This window comes from Pseudomonas sp. S3_E10 (assembly GCF_054667615.1).
On sequence record NZ_CP162743.1, the window covers coordinates 4,557,818 to 4,580,310 of the forward strand.

General features: G+C 61.3%; 23 protein-coding genes. 7 read left to right on the top strand and 16 right to left on the bottom strand.

Translation table 11 applies throughout. The features are described 5' to 3' along the window. Window positions 1-87: 87 nt before the first annotated feature. A complete protein-coding gene (locus tag AB4N98_RS20910; RefSeq protein WP_017527670.1) occupies window positions 88-1,482 on the top strand; it encodes an aspartate aminotransferase family protein in 1,395 nt (464 codons plus the stop codon). 82 nt (window positions 1,483-1,564) lie between these two features. Next, complete coding sequence (locus tag AB4N98_RS20915) at window positions 1,565-1,786, top strand: MbtH family protein (RefSeq protein WP_017527671.1); 222 nt, start codon at window positions 1,565-1,567, stop codon at window positions 1,784-1,786. A gap of 59 nt (window positions 1,787-1,845) precedes the next feature. Here AB4N98_RS20915 and AB4N98_RS20920 read toward each other — a convergent pair whose 3' ends face one another. The 7 genes from AB4N98_RS20920 to minC form a co-directional block, all read right to left on the bottom strand. Beyond that, window positions 1,846-4,011: a mechanosensitive ion channel family protein gene (locus AB4N98_RS20920; RefSeq protein WP_065876504.1), complete on the bottom strand. Its 2,166-nt coding sequence runs from the start codon at window positions 4,009-4,011 to the stop codon at window positions 1,846-1,848. 52 nt (window positions 4,012-4,063) lie between these two features. Further along, entirely contained in the window at window positions 4,064-4,240 is a 177-nt protein-coding gene (locus tag AB4N98_RS20925) for a hypothetical protein (protein WP_017527673.1), read from the bottom strand. Between the two features lie 245 nt (window positions 4,241-4,485). Then, window positions 4,486-5,775 carry a M18 family aminopeptidase gene (locus AB4N98_RS20930; RefSeq protein ID WP_017527674.1) on the bottom strand — a complete coding sequence of 430 codons (1,290 nt, stop codon included), beginning with the start codon at window positions 5,773-5,775 and terminating at the stop codon, window positions 4,486-4,488. A gap of 184 nt (window positions 5,776-5,959) precedes the next feature. After that, window positions 5,960-6,595, bottom strand: a complete 636-nt coding sequence (locus tag AB4N98_RS20935; protein WP_017527675.1) for an RluA family pseudouridine synthase — start codon at window positions 6,593-6,595, stop codon at window positions 5,960-5,962. A 96-nt stretch (window positions 6,596-6,691) separates the two neighbouring features. Next, window positions 6,692-6,946, bottom strand: a complete 255-nt coding sequence (minE, locus tag AB4N98_RS20940) for a cell division topological specificity factor MinE (protein WP_003175252.1) — start codon at window positions 6,944-6,946, stop codon at window positions 6,692-6,694. Between the two features lie 3 nt (window positions 6,947-6,949). Continuing rightward, window positions 6,950-7,762: a septum site-determining protein MinD gene (gene minD / locus AB4N98_RS20945; RefSeq protein ID WP_065876503.1), complete on the bottom strand. Its 813-nt coding sequence runs from the start codon at window positions 7,760-7,762 to the stop codon at window positions 6,950-6,952. Window positions 7,763-7,963: 201 nt separating this feature from the next. After that, window positions 7,964-8,701 carry a septum site-determining protein MinC gene (gene minC / locus AB4N98_RS20950; protein ID WP_026067245.1) on the bottom strand — a complete coding sequence of 246 codons (738 nt, stop codon included), beginning with the start codon at window positions 8,699-8,701 and terminating at the stop codon, window positions 7,964-7,966. 119 nt (window positions 8,702-8,820) lie between these two features. Here minC and AB4N98_RS20955 point away from each other — a divergent pair, with 119 nt between their 5' ends. Beyond that, the gene (locus AB4N98_RS20955; RefSeq protein ID WP_065876502.1) at window positions 8,821-9,756 is read left to right on the top strand and encodes a lipid A biosynthesis lauroyl acyltransferase; all 936 of its coding nucleotides are present in this window, start codon (window positions 8,821-8,823) and stop codon (window positions 9,754-9,756) included. Window positions 9,757-9,786: 30 nt separating this feature from the next. Continuing rightward, entirely contained in the window at window positions 9,787-10,935 is a 1,149-nt protein-coding gene (locus tag AB4N98_RS20960; protein WP_065876501.1) for a patatin-like phospholipase family protein, read from the top strand. A gap of 46 nt (window positions 10,936-10,981) precedes the next feature. On the opposite strand, the gene AB4N98_RS20965 is transcribed toward AB4N98_RS20960, so the two are convergent. The 7 genes from AB4N98_RS20965 to puuE all read right to left on the bottom strand — a co-directional run bounded on the left by AB4N98_RS20965 (window position 10,982) and on the right by puuE (window position 17,879). Continuing rightward, window positions 10,982-11,767 carry an outer membrane protein OmpK gene (locus tag AB4N98_RS20965; RefSeq protein WP_017527680.1) on the bottom strand — a complete coding sequence of 262 codons (786 nt, stop codon included), beginning with the start codon at window positions 11,765-11,767 and terminating at the stop codon, window positions 10,982-10,984. 230 nt (window positions 11,768-11,997) lie between these two features. Beyond that, window positions 11,998-13,344, bottom strand: a complete 1,347-nt coding sequence (locus AB4N98_RS20970) for a nucleobase:cation symporter-2 family protein (RefSeq protein ID WP_065876500.1) — start codon at window positions 13,342-13,344, stop codon at window positions 11,998-12,000. A gap of 159 nt (window positions 13,345-13,503) precedes the next feature. Beyond that, entirely contained in the window at window positions 13,504-14,787 is a 1,284-nt protein-coding gene (locus AB4N98_RS20975) for a urate hydroxylase PuuD (RefSeq protein WP_017527682.1), read from the bottom strand. A 51-nt stretch (window positions 14,788-14,838) separates the two neighbouring features. After that, window positions 14,839-15,342, bottom strand: a complete 504-nt coding sequence (locus AB4N98_RS20980; protein WP_017527683.1) for an ureidoglycolate lyase — start codon at window positions 15,340-15,342, stop codon at window positions 14,839-14,841. 60 nt (window positions 15,343-15,402) lie between these two features. After that, on the bottom strand, window positions 15,403-16,398 hold the full coding sequence (gene alc, locus AB4N98_RS20985; RefSeq protein WP_017527684.1) for an allantoicase: 996 nt from the start codon (window positions 16,396-16,398) through the stop codon (window positions 15,403-15,405). 42 nt (window positions 16,399-16,440) lie between these two features. After that, window positions 16,441-16,956: a 2-oxo-4-hydroxy-4-carboxy-5-ureidoimidazoline decarboxylase gene (gene uraD / locus AB4N98_RS20990; RefSeq protein ID WP_065876486.1), complete on the bottom strand. Its 516-nt coding sequence runs from the start codon at window positions 16,954-16,956 to the stop codon at window positions 16,441-16,443. Continuing rightward, on the bottom strand, window positions 16,953-17,879 hold the full coding sequence (puuE, locus tag AB4N98_RS20995) for an allantoinase PuuE (protein WP_017527686.1): 927 nt from the start codon (window positions 17,877-17,879) through the stop codon (window positions 16,953-16,955). The genes uraD and puuE overlap by 4 nt, the downstream gene beginning before the upstream one ends. A 380-nt stretch (window positions 17,880-18,259) precedes the next feature. Between puuE and uraH the strand changes: the two genes are divergently transcribed. The 3 genes from uraH (at window position 18,260) to AB4N98_RS21010 (ending at window position 20,157) form a co-directional block, all read left to right on the top strand. Next, on the top strand, window positions 18,260-18,613 hold the full coding sequence (gene uraH / locus AB4N98_RS21000; RefSeq protein WP_017527687.1) for a hydroxyisourate hydrolase: 354 nt from the start codon (window positions 18,260-18,262) through the stop codon (window positions 18,611-18,613). 145 nt (window positions 18,614-18,758) lie between these two features. Continuing rightward, window positions 18,759-19,040, top strand: a complete 282-nt coding sequence (locus AB4N98_RS21005) for a hypothetical protein (protein ID WP_026067246.1) — start codon at window positions 18,759-18,761, stop codon at window positions 19,038-19,040. 22 nt (window positions 19,041-19,062) lie between these two features. After that, entirely contained in the window at window positions 19,063-20,157 is a 1,095-nt protein-coding gene (locus tag AB4N98_RS21010) for a dermonecrotic toxin domain-containing protein (RefSeq protein ID WP_460148887.1), read from the top strand. 283 nt (window positions 20,158-20,440) lie between these two features. Here the strand turns inward: AB4N98_RS21010 and AB4N98_RS21015 are convergent, their stop codons facing one another. Both AB4N98_RS21015 and AB4N98_RS21020 read right to left on the bottom strand, forming a co-directional pair. Continuing rightward, window positions 20,441-21,067 (bottom strand): LysE family translocator, encoded by a 627-nt coding sequence (locus AB4N98_RS21015; protein WP_017527688.1) that lies wholly within the window; start codon window positions 21,065-21,067, stop codon window positions 20,441-20,443. A gap of 63 nt (window positions 21,068-21,130) precedes the next feature. Beyond that, the gene (locus AB4N98_RS21020; protein WP_017527689.1) at window positions 21,131-22,477 is read right to left on the bottom strand and encodes an NCS2 family permease; all 1,347 of its coding nucleotides are present in this window, start codon (window positions 22,475-22,477) and stop codon (window positions 21,131-21,133) included. Window positions 22,478-22,493 lie beyond the last annotated feature (16 nt).

Here is a 22,493-nt window from a genome sequence, read left to right on the forward strand (position 1 = left end):
ACAGGAAATCCGTGCGCATGCCCTTGGGCCAGACGCCAACGGATCGGCAGTTTGGTCACCATCATCAGCGTATTGAGGGATCGAGAAATGTCAGTCGCTACCAGTCGTATCGAAGACGCCCAGGTGCATGAAACGCTCTACCAGTTCGACGAGACGCCGCTGCTGGCCCGTCAGCGTCAGCAGGAGTCCAACGCCCGCAGCTACCCACGGCGCATCCCCCTGGCGCTCAAACGTGCCAAGGGCATTTACGTGGAAGACGTGGAAGGTCGCCAGTTCATCGACTGCCTGGCCGGTGCGGGTACCCTGGCGCTGGGGCACAACCACCCGGTGGTGATCCAGGCCATCCAGCAGGTGCTGAGCGACGAATTGCCGTTGCACACCCTCGACCTGACCACGCCGGTCAAAGACCAATTCGTACAGGACCTGTTCGGCCTGTTGCCTGAAGCGCTGGCGCGGCAAGCCAAGATCCAGTTCTGTGGCCCCACCGGCACCGATGCGGTGGAAGCCGCGTTGAAACTGGTGCGCACTGCCACCGGGCGCAGCACCGTGCTTTCGTTCCAGGGCGGTTATCACGGCATGAGCCAGGGCGCGTTGAGCTTGATGGGCAGCCTGGGGCCGAAGAAACCCTTGGGTGCATTGCTGGGCAATGGCGTGCAGTTTTTGCCGTACCCCTATGACTATCGCTGCCCGTTCGGCCTGGGCGGCGCGCAAGGCGTGCGTGTCAACCTGCATTACCTGGAAAACCTGCTCAACGACCCGGAGGCCGGGGTGCTGCTGCCGGCGGCGGTGATTGTTGAAGTGGTACAGGGCGAAGGCGGTGTGATCCCGGCGGACCTCGACTGGCTGCGTGGCCTGCGGCGCATCACCGAGCAGGCCGGTGTGGCGTTGATCGTCGATGAGATCCAGAGCGGTTTTGCGCGCACCGGCAAGATGTTTGCCTTTGAACACGCCGGGATCATCCCGGATGTGGTGGTGCTGTCCAAGGCCATCGGCGGTAGCTTGCCGCTGGCGGTGGTGGTGTATCGCGACTGGCTGGACACCTGGCTGCCGGGCGCGCATGCCGGGACGTTCCGTGGCAATCAGATGGCCATGGCGGCGGGCTCGGCGGTGATGCGCTACCTCAAGGAACACGACCTGGCCGGCCATGCCGCGGCCATGGGCGAACGCCTTGGCGAGCATCTGCGCATCCTGCAACGGGATTTCCCGCAACTGGGGGATATTCGTGGTCGTGGGCTGATGCTCGGCGTGGAACTGGTAGACCCGCACGGTACGCCGGATATCCAGGGCCATCCGCCCGTGGACCGCCAATTGGCGCCGCGTGTGCAGCGCGAATGCCTCAAGCGCGGGCTGATCCTGGAGCTGGGCGGCCGACACGGTAGCGTGGTGCGCTTCCTGCCGCCGCTGGTGATTACCGCCGCCGAAGTCGACCGTGTGGCCGAGATTTTCGGGCGAGCCCTGGCGGCCGCGGTCGCCAGCCTCTAATTTTTCGACGACTTGGTACGTTTCTACAGATATCAGCGCTGCGCGTGGTGCGCAGCCAGCCTTTGAGCAACGGAGAACAGCAATGACCTCAGTATTTGACCGCGACGACATCCTGTTTCAGGTAGTGGTCAACCATGAAGAACAATATTCCATCTGGCCCGACTACAAGGCCGTGCCGGAAGGTTGGCGCACCGTGGGCAAGAGCGGTCTGAAAAAAGAATGCCTGGCCTACATTGAAGAAACCTGGACCGACATGCGCCCGTTAAGCCTGCGCCAGAAAATGGACGGCGCTGCGCTGGCCTGACTCACCCCGTGTGGCGAGCAAGCACGCTTTCTCGCCACCACCGGACGGCTTCTGCGGGTTCACGCGGTCTTGTCTTTTTCCAGCCCGCCCGTAGCGCCCGTCACCACCTGCACACTCAAACGCGGCGTGGCCAGGTCCAGCCCTGCTTCGTCGAGTTGCCGCTTGAGCGCCAGGTTGAATGCCCGCGACACTTCCCATTGCTTGATCGGCGCCGTCTTGAAGCGTGCACGCAGGATCGCGCTGCCTGATTCGAAACTCTCCACCCCCTGGATCTCCAGCGGCGACCAGATATTGCGGCGCTGTAGCGGGTCGTTGCGGATTTTCTGGCCCACGTCGCGGATCAACTTGATCGCGGCATCGATCTGCATGTTGTAGGGGATCGCCACCCGGAAGATCGCATAGCCGAACTCACGGGAGTAGTTCTTGATGCTCTTGATTTCGCTGAACGGGATGGTGTGCACGATGCCGTCGATGTCGCGCAGGCGCACGGTGCGGATGGTCAGGCCCTCGACAGTACCGAGGTGGCCGCCCACATCCACGTAGTCGTCGATGGCCAGGGAGTCTTCGATGATGATGAACAGGCCGGTGATCAAATCCGCCACCAGCGACTGCGCACCAAAACCGATGGCCAGCCCGATCACACCGGCACCGGCCAGCAGTGGAGTGACGTTCATGCCCATGTTCGCCAGGGCCACGATGGCGGCGATGATAAAGATGGTTACGAACAGCACGTTGCGGATCAACGGCATCATGGTCTGCGCCCGCGCATTCGCCAGGCCTTTGCGCGAACGGGTGAGCGCGTGGTGGATCGCGGTGTCGCTGAGGATCCAGATCAGCCAGGCAAACAGCAGCGTGCCGGCCAGGCCAAACAGCTTGACCGCGATTTCATGGCCCTCGCCTTCGGCAAAGCCAATCAGCGACAGGCCCCACACCCGTAGGCCCAGCTCGATAAACACCAGCCACACCGCCAAGTGGGCCAGGGTGTAGATGAAGCTTTTCAGGCGCTCGGAATACAGCGCATGACGTTTGTGCCGTTGGGGTTTCAGGGCATGGCGCCGCACCAGGCCATTGATCACCATGCACAACACCAGCAACACCGTGCATAACAACGATTGGCGCAGGGCGGTGCTGGTGTCGCCGGCCGACAGGAAGGTGGCAAACAGCGAAATACCCACCAATAACATCGCCGGCAGGTACCAGAAGGTGCCGATGATCGACAGCGTGTCGGTGAGCGCGCGTCGGGTGAGGCGGCGCGACAGCGGCTGGTTGCGGATCAGGTGCGCAATCGGCCGGCGGAAACGCAGGATAAACACGCCGGTGGAGAGCGCCGCCATTACATTGGCCACGGTCGCAGCGGTATGGGCCAGGTGCTGGCCCAGGGCGGTCACCAGGCGCGGGTCGCTCAACGCTTCGCCAAAGGCGGCAAAGCTGCCGATCAGCCACAGTGGGCGAAATGCCTGGTGGCGCAGGATATACAGCGCGCGGTGACGGTGCGGGCCGTCGAGCAGGGAAAAGGCAATCACGCAGATCGCCGAAAAACAGGTACCCACCACCAGCGCGTAGGCCAGCACCATCGCCAGGGATTTGCCCAGGGACGAGGGCAGGGCATAGCTCAGGTAAACCGTGATCACCAATGCGATCAGCCAAGGCCCCAGTTTGCGCAGGGCAAAGCGCAGCATGTCCCAGGTGCGCGGGTGTTGGGGAAGTTCTTCCGGCAGGCCGAAGCGCTCGCGCACACGGTGGCTGAGCCAGATCAGCGCGGCCGCCAACAGGCTCCACACCGCCAGGATCAGCGCAAAACCGAAGATGATCGGCAGCCACTCACTGGCCGGCAGCATCAAGGCGTCGAGTTCCTCCTTGGCCTGGTCGACTTCATTGGACCAGCGTCCCAGCGGGCTGTCGTTACCCGAAAATTGCTGTTCAAAACCGGACAGCGTGCTGCCGATCAGCCCGAGCACACCTTGCTCGGCCACGGGCTGGGCCTTTTGCGTGGCGGCACGCAGCTTTTTCAGGTCGCTGAGCAGTTGGCTGCGCTGCTGGTCGTTTTCCAGGGTCTTGATCACCTCATCCAGCGACTGCCCCAGAGGTACCTCGGCCTGAGGTTGAGCCTTGGCGGTGCCCCCCAACAGTCCGGGCAAACCCACGGCGTGGGCAGGCGAAGTGGGAAGCAGGATGAGCAGGGCGATCAACAGGTAGCAGGGCAGGGCGAACAGACGGGAAAGCACGAGGCGGTCAACCTTGGAGACGGCAGGTTGACCGAGTGTACGAGGGCAGGCGTCATTCGGCCAGTTTGGCGAGGATCTTGTACACCACGGTACCCAGGATCAGCAGCATACCGACCCACATGCCGAACACGCCGACGGGCTTGTCCCGAAAATTGAACCCCACGGCAAGCAGGAACATGCCGATCAGGATAGGGATAAGCATGGCGTGGAAGGCGGACATGGAGATCATGGGGCGACGGCCTTGTCGGAGTGGGAATACTGACAAGTCTAGGTCGGATTATGGAAAGTGCAGATGATGCAGATCAGTTTGGCCTGGGTCATATTTCCAGAAACACACAGAACCCAATGTGGGGGCTTGCTCCCGATAGCAGAGTTTCAGTCACCAGATTCATTGACTGATACACCGCTATCGGGAGCAAGTCGAATCGTCGCACCGCCCCTCCCACATTTTTTGACCGCATTCAGCCCTTGAGATCAGGGCAGGTCGTGGCTCGCGTAGAACGCACCCAACACTTTCACCAAGTGCGCCAGGTCATGGCTGCCGCACAGTTCACGGATAGAGTGCATGGCGAACGTCGGCAGGCCGATATCGACGGTGCGCACGCCCAGGTGGCTGGCGGTGATCGGGCCGATGGTCGAGCCGCAACCCATGTCGCTGCGCACCACGAAGCTCTGTACGGGCACTTCTTCGGCCATGCACAAGTGGCGGAAGAACCCGGCGGTTTCGCTGTTGGTGGCGTAGCGCTGGTTGCTGTTGACCTTGATCACCGGGCCGGCATTGAGCTTGGGGCCGTGGTTGGCGTCGTGCTTGTCGGCATAGTTGGGGTGCACGCCATGCGCATTGTCGGCAGACACCAGCAGGGATTTCTGGATGGTGCGTACGAACTCGTCACCTTCGGGCAACAGGCGACGCAGGGTCTGTTCCAGCATCGGGCCGTCGGCACCGCACGCTGAGCAGGAACCGACTTCTTCGTGGTCGTTGCACACCAGCACGCAGGTTTCATCACTGTCGCTGGTGAGCAAGGCTTGCAGGCCGGCGTAGCACGACAGCAGGTTGTCCAGGCGCGCACCGGCGATAAAGTCGCCGTTCAGGCCAATCACCGCAGCACTTTGCGTGTCGTAGAAGCTCAGCTCGTAATCGAGCACCACATCGGCGTTCAACCCATGTTCGCGTGCCAATTGCTCGGTGAGTACGGCGCGGAAGTCCACGCGCTCGTCACCGGCAAACTGCGCGAGTATCGGCGGCAGCTCGGTCTGGGCATTGATCGCCCAACCCTGGTTGGCCTCACGGTTCAGGTGAATGGCCAGGTTGGGGATGATGGCAATGGGCAGCTTGAAGTCGATCAACTGGCTCTCGACCTTGCCGTCGCGGCGGAAAGTCACGCGGCCGGCCAGGGACAGGTCACGGTCGAACCACGGTGCCAGCAGTGCGCCGCCATAGACTTCAACGCCCAGTTGCCAGAAGCCCTGGCGTTGCAGCTCCGGCTGGGGCTTGACCCGCAGGCACGGGCTGTCGGTATGGGCGCCGACCAGGCGGATACCGCCCAGCAGCGGCGAGTGACGGCCGAGCTTGAAGGCGATGATCGAGGAGTCGTTGCGGGTCACGTAGTAGCGACCGTTGGCTTCGGTGGTCCAGGTCTCGCGTTCGTCGAGACGCTGGTAACCGGCCGCTTCGAGGCGCTGGGCCAGGGCGGCAGTGGCATGAAAAGGAGTAGGGGAGGCCTTGAGGAAGTCAATCAGGCCTTGATTCAACGCTTCGCGCATAAATAGCTCCAGACAGCAGTGCCGCAAGTTTACCGTTCGATAGCGGCAAGTGCACAGAACAAATGTGGGAGGGGCTTGCTCCCGATGGCGGTGGGTCAGCCCATACCTCTGGAGCTGATACACCGCCATCGGGAGCAAGTCGAATCGTCGCACCGCCCCTCCCACCTTTGACGGTGTTCACAGCTTAAAAAGGAGCTGGGCACTCGAAGCGCAAGCGCTCACCGCTTTGCGGGTGCGTGAAGCTCAACATGCTGGCATGCAGGCACAGGCGCGGCCAGGCGGCCAGGGCTTGTTCGTGGGCGTACAGGCCATCACCCAGCAACGGGTGGCCGATGGACAGCATATGCACACGCAACTGGTGCGAACGCCCGGTGATCGGCGTCAGTTCTACCCGGCACCACTCGCCACAACGCTCCAGCACTTTCCAGAAGGTCAGCGCGTGCTTGCCGAACTCATGATCCACCACGTGGCGGGGCTTGGTCGGTGGGTCGTAGCGCAGGGGCAGGTCGATGCTGCCGCTGTCCAGTGCCGGTTGGCCCCAGGCCAGGGCGGTGTAGGCCTTCTCGGTTTCACGGTCGTGAAATTGGCGGGACAGTTCGCGATGGGTATCGGCGTCCCTGGCCAGCAGAATGATCCCCGAGGTTTCCCAGTCCAGTCGATGGACGATGCGGGCTTCGGGGTAGCCGTTTTCCTGCAGGCGGGTGATCAGGCAGTCTTTGTTGTCGTCGGCGCGACCAGGCACCGAGAGCAGCAGGGTCGGCTTGTTCACCACCAGGACGGCGGCGTCCTGATGAAGGATATGGATGTTGGACAACGGCATTAAACAGCCTCGTAACAAACGCCAACGGCGGCTCGACCACCCCGCTCTCGCACAGAGATCAAGGTGATCGAGCCGCCGTGGCGGCCGCCTGTTCGATCAACGATCAGGCAGGGTGATATTGAGTTCCAGAATCGAGCAGCTGCCGTCGTTTTCCAGGGCGACATGCACGTCATCGTTGCCGATATTGACGTACTTGCGGATCACCTCGACCAGTTCCTTTTGCAAGGCGGGCAGGTAGTCCGGGGTACTGCGTTGGCCGCGTTCGTGCGCCACGATGATCTGTAGACGCTCTTTCGCGACCGACGCGGTGCTTGGCTTTTTGTTGGCGCGAAAGAAGTCGAGAAATTTCATTGTTTAGTTGCCTCCAAAGATACGCTCGAAGAATCCCTTCTTCTTTACATCGAGGAAGCGATGTTCCACGGTCTTGCCCAGCAAACGATCGACGGCATCGCTGTACGCCTGGCCGGCGTCGCTCTGGTCGTCAAGAATCACCGGCACGCCCTGGTTGGAAGCCTTCAGCACGGCCTGGGATTCCGGGATCACGCCCAGCAGGGTCACCGCGAGGATTTCCTTCACGTCTTCAACACCGAGCATCTCGCCGTTGCTGACGCGCTCAGGGTTGTAGCGGGTGAGCAGCAAGTGCTCCTTGATCGGCGATTCGCCTTTCTCGGCGCGCTGGGATTTGCTCGCCAACAGGCCCAGCATGCGGTCCGAGTCACGTACCGACGAAACTTCCGGGTTGGTCACCACGATGGCTTCATCGGCGAAGTACATCGCCAGGTGAGCACCGGTTTCGATGCCGGCCGGGGAGTCGCACACCACGTATTCGAAGGTTTCCTTCAGCTCGGCCAGGACCTTGCCCACGCCTTCTTTGGTCAGCGCGTCTTTGTCACGGGTCTGGCTGGCGGCCAGTACGTACAGGTTCTCAAGGCGCTTGTCCTTGATCAGGGCCTGTTGCAGGTTGGCTTCGCCGTTTACCACGTTGACGAAGTCGTACACCACGCGGCGTTCGCAGCCCATGATCAGGTCGAGGTTACGCAAACCGACGTCGAAGTCGACGATGACTGTCTTGTGGCCGCGCAGAGCGAGGCCGGTACCGATAGCGGCGCTGGTGGTGGTCTTACCCACACCACCCTTGCCGGATGTAACCACGAGAATCTTGGCCAAGGTGTTTCACCCCTAAGGAAAAAGGACTTTTCAGCCCCTGAAAAACATCTCTTGAAACTCGCTGCAGGCGGACAGCCCTTGTAGGAAAAAGATGTCGTTTGCGTAAAGGAAACGCCAACTTCAGAAGATTCCTACACAAGTATTGCCGGTTTCGCTGTGCTATCAGAGTCTAGAGATGCTTGGAAAATGCGGCAGTATCCGTTAAAGCCGGGTGATGTTCAACACATCGCCCGCCAGGCTGACCTGCACCCCGGCCCCCCATAGCGGATCACGGCGCAAATCTTCGGAAACCTTGTACCGGCCTGCAATGGAGACCAGCTCAGCGGTCAACTGCTGACAGAAAATACGCGCCTTGGTATCACCCTTGATGCCGGCGAGTGCACGTCCGCGCATCGGGCCGTATACATGGATGTTGCCATCGGCGAGAAGTTCCGCGCCGGGGCTGACCGAAGCGATCACCACCAGGTCGCTTCCTTCGGCGTAAATTTGCTGCCCGCCGCGTACGGGCGAGGTGATGATCTTTGTAGGCTTGATCGTCGGCTCGGGTGGTTTTTCCGGTTTTTTCTTCACTTCACCTTCGCTCGGGTCCAGCGGACGCTCGCGAGCGCCGGACGGCGGCAATACTGGCAGTTCAATGGCGATGGCGGCGGCAATGTCTTCGATACGGCTGGCGCGAATGGCCAGAGTGCGCAGGCCATGGGAGCGGCACACGCGCATCAGGCCGGGCAAGTCGATCACGCCCTGGCCGGCGGGCAGTTTGTCCAGGGCCAGTACCAGCGGGGCATTATTGAAAAAGTTCGGCGCCAGCGCGACCTTGGCGGCGAGCTGGCGGTCCAGGGCGTCGAGGTCGTTGCGGGCCAGTTCCAGCACGGTAATGGCGAGCATGCTGCCTTTCAGCTGGAACACGGGATCTTGGTCTAGCGGTTCGGTTTGGCTCATGGTCGGCATAAAGCGGCTTGTCACGAAAAGTGTCGAGACTTATAACGAGAACACTCACCCGCCGCAAGCCGGGTCGAACCGTTGTAGAATGCGCGGCCCTGTCTTTACCGGAATCTGTAATGGATCGCCCGCGTTTTCGAGCTGCATTTTTTCACCCGCGTTTCTGGCTGTTATGGCTGGGGCTAGGCCTGCTGTGGCTGGTCACCCAGTTGCCCTACCGCACGCTGTTGACCATTGGTCGGTTGCTTGGCGCCGGCATGTACCACGTGGCGGGCGAACGTCGCCGCATCGCCGCGCGTAACCTGCAATTGTGCTTCCCGGAAAAAACCGCCAAAGAGCGCAAGCAACTGCTCAAGCAAAACTTTGCGTCCACCGGCATCGCCTTCTTTGAAATGGCCATGAGCTGGTGGTGGTCGCGCCAGCGCCTGGCGCGGCTGGCCCACGTCGAAGGCCTGGAGCATCTCAAACAAGCGCAGTTGGATGGCAAGGGCGTGATCCTCATGGCCCTGCACTTCACCACCCTGGAAATCGGCGCGGCGCTGCTTGGCCAGAAGCACACCATCGATGGCATGTACCGTGAGCACGGCAACCCCTTGTTCGACTTTATCCAGCGCCGTGGCCGCGAACGCCATAACCTCGACTCCCTGGCCATCGAGCGCGAAGACGTGCGCGGCATGCTCAAGCTGCTGCGTGCCGGCCGTGCCATCTGGTACGCGCCGGACCAGGACTACGGCGCCAAGCAAAGCATCTTTGTGCCATTGTTCGGCATCCAGGCCGCCACCGTCACCGCCACCAGCAAGTTCGCGCGCCTGGGCAAGGCGTTGGTGGTGCCGTTCACCCAGGAGCGCCTGGCCGACGGCAGCGGTTACCGCTTGGTGATCCACCCACCGTTGACCGACTTCCCCGGCGAGACCGACGAAATCGATTGCCTGCGCATCAATCAATGGGTCGAAGCCGCGGTGCGTGAGTGCCCCGAGCAATACCTGTGGACCCACCGGCGTTTCAAGAGCCGGCCACCGGGTGAACCCAAACTGTACGAAAAACGCCGTCGATAAGACCGACTTTTCCCCACATGGAGTGACGCAATGCCCCCATCTGAACCGGTTACAGGTTTGATTCTTTCCGGCGGCGGTGCGCGCGCGGCGTATCAGGTGGGGGTGTTGGCGGCAATTGCCGAACTGCTGCCGCCGGGGGCACCCAACCCATTTCCGGTGATCGTCGGCACCTCGGCCGGCGCGATCAATGCGGTGAGCCTGGCCAGCGGTGCGATGGACTTCAGGGCGGCGGTGCAACGCCTTACCGCGTTCTGGCAGGGCTTTCGCAGCCATCTGGTGTTGCGCAGCGATTGGCCTGGCGTGGTCCGCCAGGCGAGTCGCTTCCTGATCCACAGCCTGTTCGGCCTGGGCCGGCAATTTCCTGTGGCATTGCTCAACAGTTCACCGCTGCGCGACTTGCTGCAGGACAAGCTGCACCTGGCGGGGATCGACGAAGCCATCCGGCAACAGCACCTGCATGCGGTAGCGGTGACCGCGTTCGGCTACGAGTCCGGGCAAGCGGTGACCTTCTACCAAGGCGGCGGCACCATCGACGCATGGCTGCGGCACCGCCGTATCGGCATACCCACCCAACTGACGGTTGAACACCTGCTGGCCAGTTCGGCGATCCCGTTGTTATTTGCCCCGGTCAAACTCGACGAGGAGTACTTCGGCGACGGTGCCGTGCGCCAATCCGCACCCATCAGCCCGGCCCTGCACCTGGGCGCCAGTCGCGTACTGGTGGTGGGCGTCAGCGGCAACCCACGGGGCAACGAGCCGGCGATACAACGCACGTACACCGGCCAGCAACCCACGCTGGCGCAGATCGGTGGGCATATGCTCAACAGCACGTTCATTGACAGCCTGGAAAGCGACATCGAACTGCTGGAACGCCTGAACCAGTTCAGCCATTTGCAACCGGCCGACAGCACGGCCCGTGGCCTGGCGCCTGTAGACGTGTTGGTGATTGCACCCAGCCAGCCGATCGATGAAATCGCGGCACGGCATCGCCAGGAGCTGCCGGCGGCGTTGCGTTTGTTCTTGCGTGGCCCAGGGGCGACCAAGACGAGCGGGGCGGGGGTGTTGAGTTATTTGCTGTTCGAGGCGGGGTATTGCAGCGAGTTGATCGAGTTGGGGCGCAGCGATGCGTTGGCCAAGCGCGAAGAAATCACGCGGTTCCTGGGCATAAACCCAATCTGAATGTGTGAGGGGGCAAGCCCCCTCACACATGGGTTTGCAGTGCTCTTTAGAAGTGGTACTTGACCAGGAAACTCGCCGTGTCCTGCGTCGTCTTGAACGCGCCCGAATCTTCGATCCCGTACTTGTTCTTCCAATAGTCGTATTCAAAGCCGACATACAGCTGCTTGTCGCCCCAATGCAACGCCTTGCCCAAGTCATATTTGACCTGCGGGTTGAAGTGCAGGTTGGCGTGATAGGTGCCACGGGCGTTCTTGTCGTTGTCCACCACCCAATCCATAAAGCCGTCGATCAGGATATTGGAGTTGCCCACCGGCAGGGTGTACGACCACACCGGGGTGATCTGCCACACGCCATCACCCGGGCGATTGCCTTCGGTCTGGCGCTGGTAGAAGTTCAGCTGGAAATAATCGAAACCGGGGATGTTCAAGTCAAAGCCCGGGCCGACCAGGTACGACTCGTTGTCGCCTTCGCCGAACTCATAAGTCATGGCCAGCAGCACATCTTTGATCGGGCCGAAGGACAGGTCTTTGTCGAGAATCTTGCCGAATGACAACCGTGGGCTGAACTCGCCGTAGTAAGTATTCGGGCCGACGTTGCCGTCTTCCTTGCCGTTGTAAAAGATGCGGTCGAGGAAGAAGAAGTTGTCGCCGTACTTCCACGCGTCGGCGTGTTCGAAGGTGACGGTCTGCTGGATCTGCGGGTTGATGGTAAAGCTCTTGCCCCACAGGTAGGTCAGGCTGTTGTTCTGCCACTGCAACAAGTCACCCGCCACGGCCTGGCCGCCGGCCAGCAGGGATCCTGCCAACACCAGGCCTTTGAACAGAGGTTTCATTCGGTTGCTCCCGAGTTAAGGTTTTATGGTTTTTCTCATGTGGCGCTCTGATGTGGCGCCTTTGGTTTCGCTGAAAAACTCGTCTGATTGGTCAGCTTTATGACTACAGCAAAAGCCGCGCCAAGGCGGTAAAACCACCGTCGATTCAAGCGGGCGCGGAGAATACTGGCTCCCACGTCTGGGCTCAAGTGCGCCGTTACAGCGCGCACAGGGCGACAATGGGGCATGTTTCAGGTATGGGCGTGCTCAACCGCAACGCGTTCAGCGCCGCCAAGGATGTTAAACAGTATGTTCAGCGACAACGCGCTGAGGGTGGCCATGGCGATGCCGCTATGGGTAATCGGGCTCATCCACAGCGGCAGTTGTGCAAAGAATTCCGGGCGCACCACCGGGATCAGGCCCATGCCGATGCTCACCGCCACCAGCAACTGGTTGCGACGGTCAGCGATGTCGGCTTCCTGGAGGATCTTGATACCGGTGGCCGCAACCATGCCGAACATGGCAATGGCCGCGCCGCCGAGCACTGCCGGCGGTATCGACGCCACCAGATAGGCGGCCTTGGGTAGCAGGCTGAGCACGATCAGGAACGCGCCGGCCATGATCGTCACCGAGCGGCAGCGCACGCCGGTCATCTGCACCAGGCCGATATTCTGCGCGAAGGAGGAATGGGTAAACGTGTTGAAAAAACCGGCGAAGAACGATGCGCCGGCGTCACACAGCAAACCGCGGCGCAGCATCTTCGGCGTGACCTCCTGGTCGGTGATCTTGCCCAGGGCGAGGAACATGCCGGTGGATTCGACAAAGATGATCACCACCACCAGGCACATCGACAGGATCGGCGCCAGCTCGAACGTCGGCATACCGAAGTGCAGCGGTGTCACCACCTGCACCCAGGGCGCCTGGGCCAGGCCACTGAGGTCGACCATGCCGATCATGCCGCACAGGCCGTAGCCCAGGCCCATGCCGATCAACACGGAGATATTCACCCAGAAACCCCGCATGAAGCGGTTGATCAGCAGGATGGTGGCCAGTACCAGGGCGGCAATCGCCAGGTAAATCGGCGAACCGAAGGTAGCGGCGGCGCTGCCGCCACCGGCCCAGTTCACGGCTACGGGAAACAGCGACAGGCCGATGGCGGTGATCACCGTGCCGGTCACCAGGGGTGGAAAGAAGCGCACCACCTTGGACATGAACGGCGCGATCAACATGCCGAAGAACCCGGCGGCGATGGTTGCGCCGAAGATGCCTTGCAAGCCGATACCGGGCATGCCGGCCATGGCGACCATGCTGCCGACGGCGGCGAAACTGGCGCCCATCATCACCGGCATGCGAATGCCCACCGGGCCGATGCCGAACGACTGCACCATGGTGGCAATACCGGCCACCAGCAGGTCGGCGTTGATCAGGAAGGCGATTTCTTCACGGCTCAGGCCCGCGGCCTGGCCGATGATCAAAGGCACGGCGACGGCGCCGCCGTACATCAGCAAGACGTGTTGCAGGCCTACCAGGATCAGTTGCAAGAGGGGCAGCCGCGCCATTGCGGGCGCGGCAGGAGTCTGCGGTTCTAACTGGGACATGCAACACCTCGAATCTTTTTATTGTTGTGTTGTGTGGAACGCACTCTTCAAAACACTGCTGATCCCCTGTGGGAGGGGGCTTGCTCCCGATGGCGGTGTGTCATTCAAAGCATCAGTGACTCAAACACCGCCCTCTGGAGCAATCCTGTATGTATCAGATCAGTTGGTTCGCGCCCCCTGATTGATCCAGGCACCAATCAAATCCCGCTCCTGCTGGGTCATCTGCGTGATGTTGCCCAGTGGCATGATCTGGCTCGCCACGGCTTGCGCCTGGATGCGCGCGGCCTGCTGCTGGATCTGCTGCGGGGTGTCGAACATCACGCCGGCCGGTGCGGTGCTGAACAACGGGCTGGTGGGTTTGGCCGAGTGGCACACCGTGCAGCGTTGCTCGATCACATGGTGCACCTGGCCGAAGTCGGTGCCGGCCTGGGCCGGTGCCGGTTCAGCGGCCGGCGCGGCGGGCGCTGCGGGTTTCAAGCCGCCGCCCAACGCCGTTTCCGGCAGTGGCTGGTATTCGATGGCCGCGGGTGCCTTGGCAATCGGCTCCGCCGGCTTGGGCCCGGTGACGTACGCCAGGCTGATCATCGCCAACGCGCCCACCGGCAGGGTCCACGCGTACTTCTGGCTGTTGTGACGGGTGTTGAAGTAATGCCGCACCAACACCGCCGCCACCGCGATACCCGCCAGGATCAGCCAGTTGTATTGGCTGCCGTAGGTGCTCGGGAAGTGGTTGCTGATCATGATGAACAGCACCGGCAAGGTGAAGTAGTTGTTGTGGCGTGAACGCAGCAAGCCCTTGGCCGGCAGGGCCGGGTCGGGTGTGCGGTTCTCGGCGATGGCGGCCACCAGCGCGCGCTGCGCCGGCATGATGATGCGGAACACGTTGCCCACCATGATGGTGCCGATCACCGCACCCACGTGCAGGTAGGCGCCACGGCCGCTGAACACTTTGCTGAAGCCATAGGCGGCCGCAATCAACAGCACGAACAGGATAAAACCGAGCAGGGCAGGGCGCTTGCCCAGGGCCGAGTCGCACAGGAAGGAATAGATAAACCAGCCGGCGAACAGTGAGCCGATGCCCAGCAACACGCCTTCGGTGCCGCTGAGTGTGCTGCCGGGGGCGAGCAGGTACAGCGTGGGGTTCCAGTAGAACACCACGCACAGCAGCGCGACGCCCGACATCCAGGTGAAATAGGCTTCCCATTTGAACCAGTGCAGGTTGTCCGGCATGGTCGGTGGGGCCAGTTTGTATTTTTCCAGGTGGTAGATACCGCCACCGTGGATCGCCCACAAGTCACCGGCCAGGCCGCTCTTGGGATTGACGCGATTAAGGTTGTTTTCCAGCCAGACAAAGTAGAAAGAAGCGCCGATCCAGGCGACGCCAGTGATCATGTGAACCCAGCGCACGCTCAGGTTCAGCCATTCCAACAGATGTGCTTCCACAGTCTTTACCTCTCGCCTGTCACCCTTGTTGTCGGGTGATCCGGCCTTCTCTTATTGGTGGGGGGCGAGGATCAACCGCTCATCCTCTTCAAAAAAATGCTCATCGCAGTTATTGCCTGTGCCACTGCGATCAACCACCAGGAAGTCATCCCGCTTTTCGATCGTCAGCACCGGGTGGTGCCAGACGCCGCGATGGTAATTAATGCCCTGCCTGCCGTTGGTAACGAAGGCGCGGACCAAGCCCGATACAGGTGCATCGCCAAGTGGCGCGACCACGATCAGAAAGGGGTTGCCGAGCAGCGGAATGAAAGCCTGGCTGCCCAGCGGGTGTCGCTCCAGCATGCACACGGTCAACGGCATATCCAGCGCGTCGGCGCGGAAGATGCTGATGATGGCGCGGTCTTCAGGCTGTGCTGTTTCGACCGTCGCCAGTTTGTGAAAGCGCATGGTCGACCCGTTGTTGATCATGAAGTGATCGCTGCCGTCGGTTTCGATAACGTCTCCGAAAGGGGCGAAGGCTTCTTTGGTCAGGGGTTCGATCATCAGTGTGCGCATGGCTGTCTTCTTAAGTTTTCGAATTTGATGTTGTCTGGTCTACCGCGATTGGGTCGACCCTTATTTGGCTACCTTGCCCAACACACGCAGGCGACTCACACCACCGTCCGGGAACACATTCAAGCGGATGTGGGTAATCGGCCCCAGCGCCTTGATCTGCTCGGCGAAGGTGTGTTCGGCGTGCATTTCCAGCTTCTGCGCCGGCAGCAGTTCGCGCCAGAACAACGATTGGGTTTCGATCTGGCTGTCGGTGCCGCCTTTTACGAAGGCGCCCTGGATCGAGCAGGTGTCCGGGTAGTTGCCCTTGAAGTGCAGGGTATCGACGATGATTTTTTCGATCTCGCCCGGGTGGCCCAGCGCGACGATCACCCAGTCATTGCCCGGTGTACGACGCCGTGCGGTTTCCCAGCCGTCGCCCATGTTGATGCCACGGCCGGGGTTGAGGATGTTGCTCATGCGGCCGAAGTGTTCATCGGAACAGGCCAGGGCACGGCCACCATTGAGCGCGGCGGCCAGGTCGACCTGTTCGTTGTCGCCTACAGACGACCAGTCGCGGTACGGCACGCCGTACACCCGCAGGCGGGCCACGCCGCCATCCGGGTAAATGTTGAAGCGCAGGTGGCTGAACGCCTGTTCGTGGTTGATCTCGTGGTAGTGGTGGCTGTTGCCTTGCAGCTCGACGGCCGACAGCACTTCGGTCCACTGGGTGTTTTCGTCCGGCTCGCCCGAAGCCAGGAAGCAGGCTTCCAGGGAGGCCGACGGCGGGAAGTTGCCGGTGAAGAATGAAGTGTCGATGTCCACGCCCTTGATTCGGCCCGGTACGCCGAGTTGGATCACCGCGCTGTCGTAGCCTTCGAAGCGCTTGCGGCGCGATTCCCAGCCGTCCATCCACTTGCCGTTGTCATCGAAAACGCCCTCCTTCCACACGGCCGGGGTCGGCTGGAACAGGCGGTTGGCGTCAGCGAACCAGTCATCGGTCACCGAGAGAATCTTGGTGCCCAGGCGGGCGTCGGCCAGGTTGACGAACTTCTCGAAAGGTACGGGTTGCGCTTTCATTCTTCTTGTCTGCCTTAGATAGAGTGGCTGGGGATGGACTGCTTAGAGGGTCAGTAAGCGGAACAACGCGATCTTGTTGATCTCGTCCAGCGCGCATTTGAACTCGGCGTCCGCAGAGTTGTGGATGCGCGTTTCGAACGCGGCAAGGATCTGGTGCCGGTTGCTGCCTTTTACCGCCATGATGAAGGGAAACTTGAACTTGGCCTTGTAGGCATCGTTCAGCTCGGTGAAGCGTGAGAACTCTTCGGCCGTGCATTGGTGAATCCCCGCGCCAGCCTGTTCATCGGTGCTGGCTTGGGTGAGTTGGCCCTGGACGGCCGCTTTGCCGGCCAGGTCCGGGTGAGCATTGATCAACGCCAGTTGGCTGGCATGATCGGCGCTCAACAGGATGTCGCTCATGCGCTGGTGCAGGGTTTCGATCTGGTCGATCGACGCGTCCTGGCCCAGGTCGTAGGCCTTTTCGGCCACCCATGGCGAATGTTCGTAGATATCGGCGAAGGCGGCGACAAAGGCGTCACGGCTCAAGGTCGACGGTTTCAGGCTGTGAAACGCAGTCATTTCACCGCTCCCGTGCAGGGGTGGGTTTCGTGCCAGTGGCGGGCAATATCGACGCGACGGGTGAACCACACCTGTTCGTGGCTTTTGGCGTACTCGATAAAGCGCTTCAACGACGCCAAGCGGGCAGGGCGGCCGATCAGGCGGCAATGCAGGCCGATGGAGAGCATCTTCGGCGCCTCGGCCCCTTCGGCGTAAAGCACGTCGAAAGCGTCTTTGAGGTACTCGAAAAAATCATCGCCCTTGTTGAAACCCTGCACCTGGGTGAAGCGCATGTCGTTGGTGTCCAGCGTATAAGGGATCACCAGGTGCGGCTTGCCGGTGGGGGTGTTCGGCTCCCAGTAGGGCAGGTCGTCGTCGTAGGTGTCGCAGTCGTAGAGGAAACCGCCTTCTTCCATGACCAGCCGCCGCGTATTGGGGCCGGTGCGGCCGGTGTACCAGCCCAGCGGGCGTTCGCCGGTCAGCTCGGTGAGGATGCGGATGGCTTCGAGCATGTGCTCGCGCTCCTGGGCCTCGTCCATGTACTGATAGTCGATCCAGCGGTAACCGTGGCTGCAGATCTCGTGGCCGGCCTGGACCATGGCACGGATCACATCCGGATGGCGCTGGGCGGCCATGGCCACGGCGAAGATGGTCAACGGAATATCGAATGCCTTGAACAGCTTGAGGATGCGCCACACGCCGGCACGGCTGCCGTATTCGTACAGCGACTCCATGCTCATGTTGCGCTCGCCCTGAAGCGGTTGGGCCGAGACCATTTCCGAGAGGAAGGCTTCGGACTCTTTGTCGCCGTGCAAGATGTTGCGCTCGCCGCCTTCTTCGTAGTTGAGTACGAAAGACAACGCGATGCGCGCCTTGCCCGGCCAGTGGGGGTGAGGAGGGTTACTGCCGTAACCGATCAGGTCGCGTGGGTAGTCAGCGCTCACTGCAGTCTTCCTTCTTGTGCGTGGTAGCAAGTGTGTGGCGGCCGGCGGAAAAGATCGGGTGGCGTCACAGCGATGGGCTGATTGTATACAACTTGATGATCACTTTGTAAGCCTGTATTTCTGCATTTTTTCCAGCCTGCCCTCACCGCTTAGCCTTGCAATAAACTTGCCCGCTTGGTCAGTAAATGGATAAAAGGTCGTTTAAAAGCAAGGCCTCTTGAGAATTCGCGGCCAAGACCACGCTGGGAAGCCGCAGCAAAACTTTGTAATTTTTATTGTGTACAATTTTTGTTTAAAGTGTCTTAATCAGCCCATCGCCCGCTTTTTCATGCCCTGTAACGGGGCGGCCCGTTTTCACTCGACTTAAGGGAGCCCGATCCATGGGACGACTGACCACACACGTATTGGATGCTGCCCACGGCTGCCCCGGCAGCGCCATCCAGGTTCAACTGTACCGCGTCGAAGGCACGCAGCTTGAGTGGGTCGCCAGCGCGGTCACCAACAGCGACGGTCGTTGCGACGCACCGCTGCTGCAAGGCGACGACTACCGCAGTGGCGTCTACCAGTTGCAGTTCAGCGCCGGCGATTACTACCGTGCCCGTGGCGTGCAATTGCCCGAACCTGCCTTCCTCGACGTGGTGGTGCTGCGCTTTGGCATCAGTGCCGAGCAAGACCACTACCACGTGCCGCTGCTGATTTCGCCTTACAGCTACTCGACCTACCGAGGCAGCTGAGTCGTCACCGCGCTTCACACCCCCAAAGCGACTCAAAGACTTTGCCCGTGCACACTGCGGGCTTTCAGGTGAGTCTCGCCGATAGATCGAGAGGCCCAGGGAACTGTGGGCGGGCACTGCGCGCCTGGGAGGGATCCGCGAAGACTTGCTGGAGTGGGACCGACAGCGCCGACACGAAGAAATCATCTTTGCCAGTACCTCGCCTGACCTGGCCCTGCGAACCGTCGAGCACCAGGTCAAGCGTTATGGGAAAAGCCTGCTGGCGTTGTTGGACCTGGCCGAGCCGGGCCAGGACACGCCGGCCTATCAGGCGCTTTTGGCGTTGGACACTCAGTGCCAGGCTCATGCGGCCACGATACGCACCTTGATAAACGACGCCGGTAAACGCGTGTTCGAGTTCGCGTTCTGCCTTCGAGCCTGTCGTTGAGGAGGGGCGTCTGCCTGCACTCATGAACCGCACGTTGGAAGACCGTGGGCGATTGCAGCTTTTTTCAGCGGCGCGACAGGGGCTGAGTGTGACCGCCCAAAGCCTGTTCACCCTGGCGATGGCCGCGCGAACGCCGCAAGATCTGCGGAAAAACCAGCACGCGTTGCAGCTGTGCGTGGTGCATCTGGTAGGGCACACCATGCAGCACGATCGCTATATCGCGGGCATCGTGGTCATTCATGACCAAAACAGCGGGCACTGCGTGGTGTATTGGCCGGCCGCGCCGCACGCCTTGGTCCTTAGCGAATATGCCAGCCTGCAATTGGCCCATGCCGAACTCAACCGTATCGGTGCATTGGCCGCAAACGTTAAGCGGCTGGCGCGCCAAGTCGCGCCGGACTGGGCGTTTGAGGCGATCACCCATCACCCCGACGCAGCCCGCAAAGCCGGCGTTCTCGATCAACTCATACAGACACCCTTGGGTTTTTACATTCGCGGCGCGTGGGTCGTGGCTGAGTTCATCCGCTCGTTCAAGGTCAAGCACCTTGCACCGACAGCCCTCGCCGACGAAATCGAGCAAGTGGTTCATGAGCAAATCGCCTCGGACCCGCTCAATTGGCTGGCGATTGTCGCTACGTCACAAAGCGATGCGTCGGCGCTGTTATACCGCGCCCCTGTGCAGGATCTGCAAAGGCAGACTCAAGCGGCCTGCAATTCCGCCAAGACATTGGATAAATATCGCGTGCGCCGCCTGGATCAGGGCAGCTCGGTCTGGCGGGGTGCGTGGTCTTTTTTCTCACCGTTATCTGGGTTTATTAACCAAGCCTATGAGCTGCTGCTCGCGGCGCGGCGTTATCACCTGAGTGGCGATGCCCGTGATGCGGTGGATGTGGGGTTTATGGCGGCGTTTTTCATCATTGACCTGTTGATGAACTTTCTGCCGGGGCCGAAGGTGAAAAAGCCCGGCGTTCCCGTTGGCTTTTCTGTGGCCAGGTTGCATGCCGCTTTCAGTCGTATGCCCCGCCTGCGCTTAGCCAGGCCTGGCTCACTCCACCGCTTGACGTCGCCGTCGCCCATCGTTCGCTTCAAGGCTCTGGAACGATTCCGGAGCGGATGATCCGCAATTCTGCGGCTGCTACCGACGAATGGCGTGGCTGGAGCACTGAGATAATCGCCGATCTGCCGGCGGTAGAATCGGCGCCTGGGGGCTTTCTGGTGCAGGTTGAGCCGGTGGTGCCTTTGTCGAGTGCTCCCTTTGCCGCGACCTCGGCTCTCTCCGGGGCCGGAGGGTTGCCGTTGGAACGCAATTACTACGTGCTTAAACAGCAGGGCAAGTATTACCGGTTGCTTGAGACGGGTACGGATGCGCCGCTGAACCGAACGGTCTTCGTCATGAAAGATCAGCGGTTGATCAGCGCTGCGGCACCCGCCCCGCCAAACAACCCCGCACTCACCCGATTGAACCAACTCTGCCCCTTGCCGCTGCGCAAATACCGCGCCGCGCCATGGGCGCCGAGGCCGTAAGCCAGCTTGCACAGCAGGTCGAGCACGGTCCAAGTGGCGATCATGACCAGCAACTGCGCCAGGAAAGGGTGTTCGCTGCTGAGAAACTGCGGCAGGAACGCGGCAAAAAACAGGATGTCCTTGGGGTTGCTGGCGCCCAGCACAAACGCGCGGCCAAACAACGCGCGAAAGCGCGGCACCGCAGCGGCCTGTGGAACCACCGCGCCCTGGGACGGCAGGCGCGATTGCTGCCAGCTCTGCCAGGCGAGGTAGAACAGGTACAGCGCGCCGACGATCTTCAGGGCGCTGAACAACTGTTCCGATGCCAGCAACAGCGCGCCCAGGCCCAAGGCCGACGCGCTCAACAGACAGATCGACGCAAATACCCCGCCGAGGAACGCCGGGTAGGAGCGGCGCAGGCCATAGTTGAGGCTGTTGCTGATCATCAGCAGCGACAGCGGGCCGGGGATCAGGATCACGATCAATGCAGCGCCGCTGAACAGCAGCCAGGTTTCCACGCTCATTACAGTCCTCCATTCATGTAAAAGCCCCGCCCGAAGGCGAGGCAGTATTCGCCACTTCCGCGGTTACAGGAAGACAAACTTGGCAATGAAAATCGCACACAACGCCCACAGGCTCACGGAAATTTCCTTGTGCTTGCCGGTGCCGGCCTTGAGCGCCACGTAGGTGATAAAGCCCAGGGCGATACCGTCGGCGACCGAAAAGGTCAGCGGCATCATGATCATGGTGACAATCGCCGGAATGCTGTCGGTGGCGTCGTCCCACTCGATTTGCGCCATGCCGCTCATCATCAGCATCGCCACGTAGATCAACGCACCCGCTGTGGCATACGCCGGAATCATGCCGGCCAGCGGCGCGAAAAACATCGCGGCGACAAACAAAACGCCCACGGTGACGGCGGTCAACCCGGTGCGCCCACCCGCGGCCACGCCGGCGGCGCTTTCCACATAACTGGTCACCGGTGGCACGCCGACCATGGCGCCGAACACGCTGGACGCACTGTCGGCCTTCAACGCACGGGACAGGTTTTCGATCCGGCCGTCGGCGTTCACCAGGCCCGCGCGCTGGGCCACGCCCATCAAGGTGCCGGCGGTGTCGAACATGTGCACGAACAGGAACGCAAACACCACGCTGATCATGCTGACGTTGAACACGCCCATCACGTCCATGGCCATCCAGGTCGGCGCCAGGCTCGGCGGGCTGGCGACGATGCCTTGGTACTGCACCAGGCCCAGGCCCCAACCCGCCAGGGTCACGGCGATGATGCTGAGCAGGATCGCGCCGAACACGCGGTGATAGCTGAGGATCGCGATTAACAGAAAACAGATGGCCGCCAGCAGCGGCGCGGGCTCATGCAGCGAGCCCAGCTTGATCAGAGTGGCTGGGCTGTCGACGATGATGCCGGCGGTTTTCAGGCCGATCACCCCCAGGAACAAACCGACGCCCGCGCCCATGGCGTGGCGCAGGCTCACGGGAATGCTGTTGAGCAGCCATTCACGAATGCGCGACAGGGTCAGGATCATGAACAGCACCCCTGAGATAAACACCGCACCCAGCGCGGTCTCCCAGTTGTAGCCCATGGTGCCGACCACGGTGTAGGTAAAAAACGCATTCAGCCCCATCCCTGGTGCCAGGCCTACAGGCCAGTTGGCATACAGGCCCATCAGCAGGCAGCCCAGCGCAGCGGCGATGCAGGTGGCGACAAAGGCCGCGCCGTGATCGATGCCGGCGTCGGCCATGATGTTGGGGTTGACGAAGATGATGTAGGCCATGGTGATGAAGGTGGTGAGGCCGGCGATCAGCTCGGTCTTCACTGTGGTGCCATGCAAGCGCAGTTTAAACAGGCGTTCCAGCCAGCCGCTGTGCGGTATGGCGTGGTCGAGCGTTGGGGCTTCGGATTTGCGGCTATCCACAGCGAGTACTCCTCAA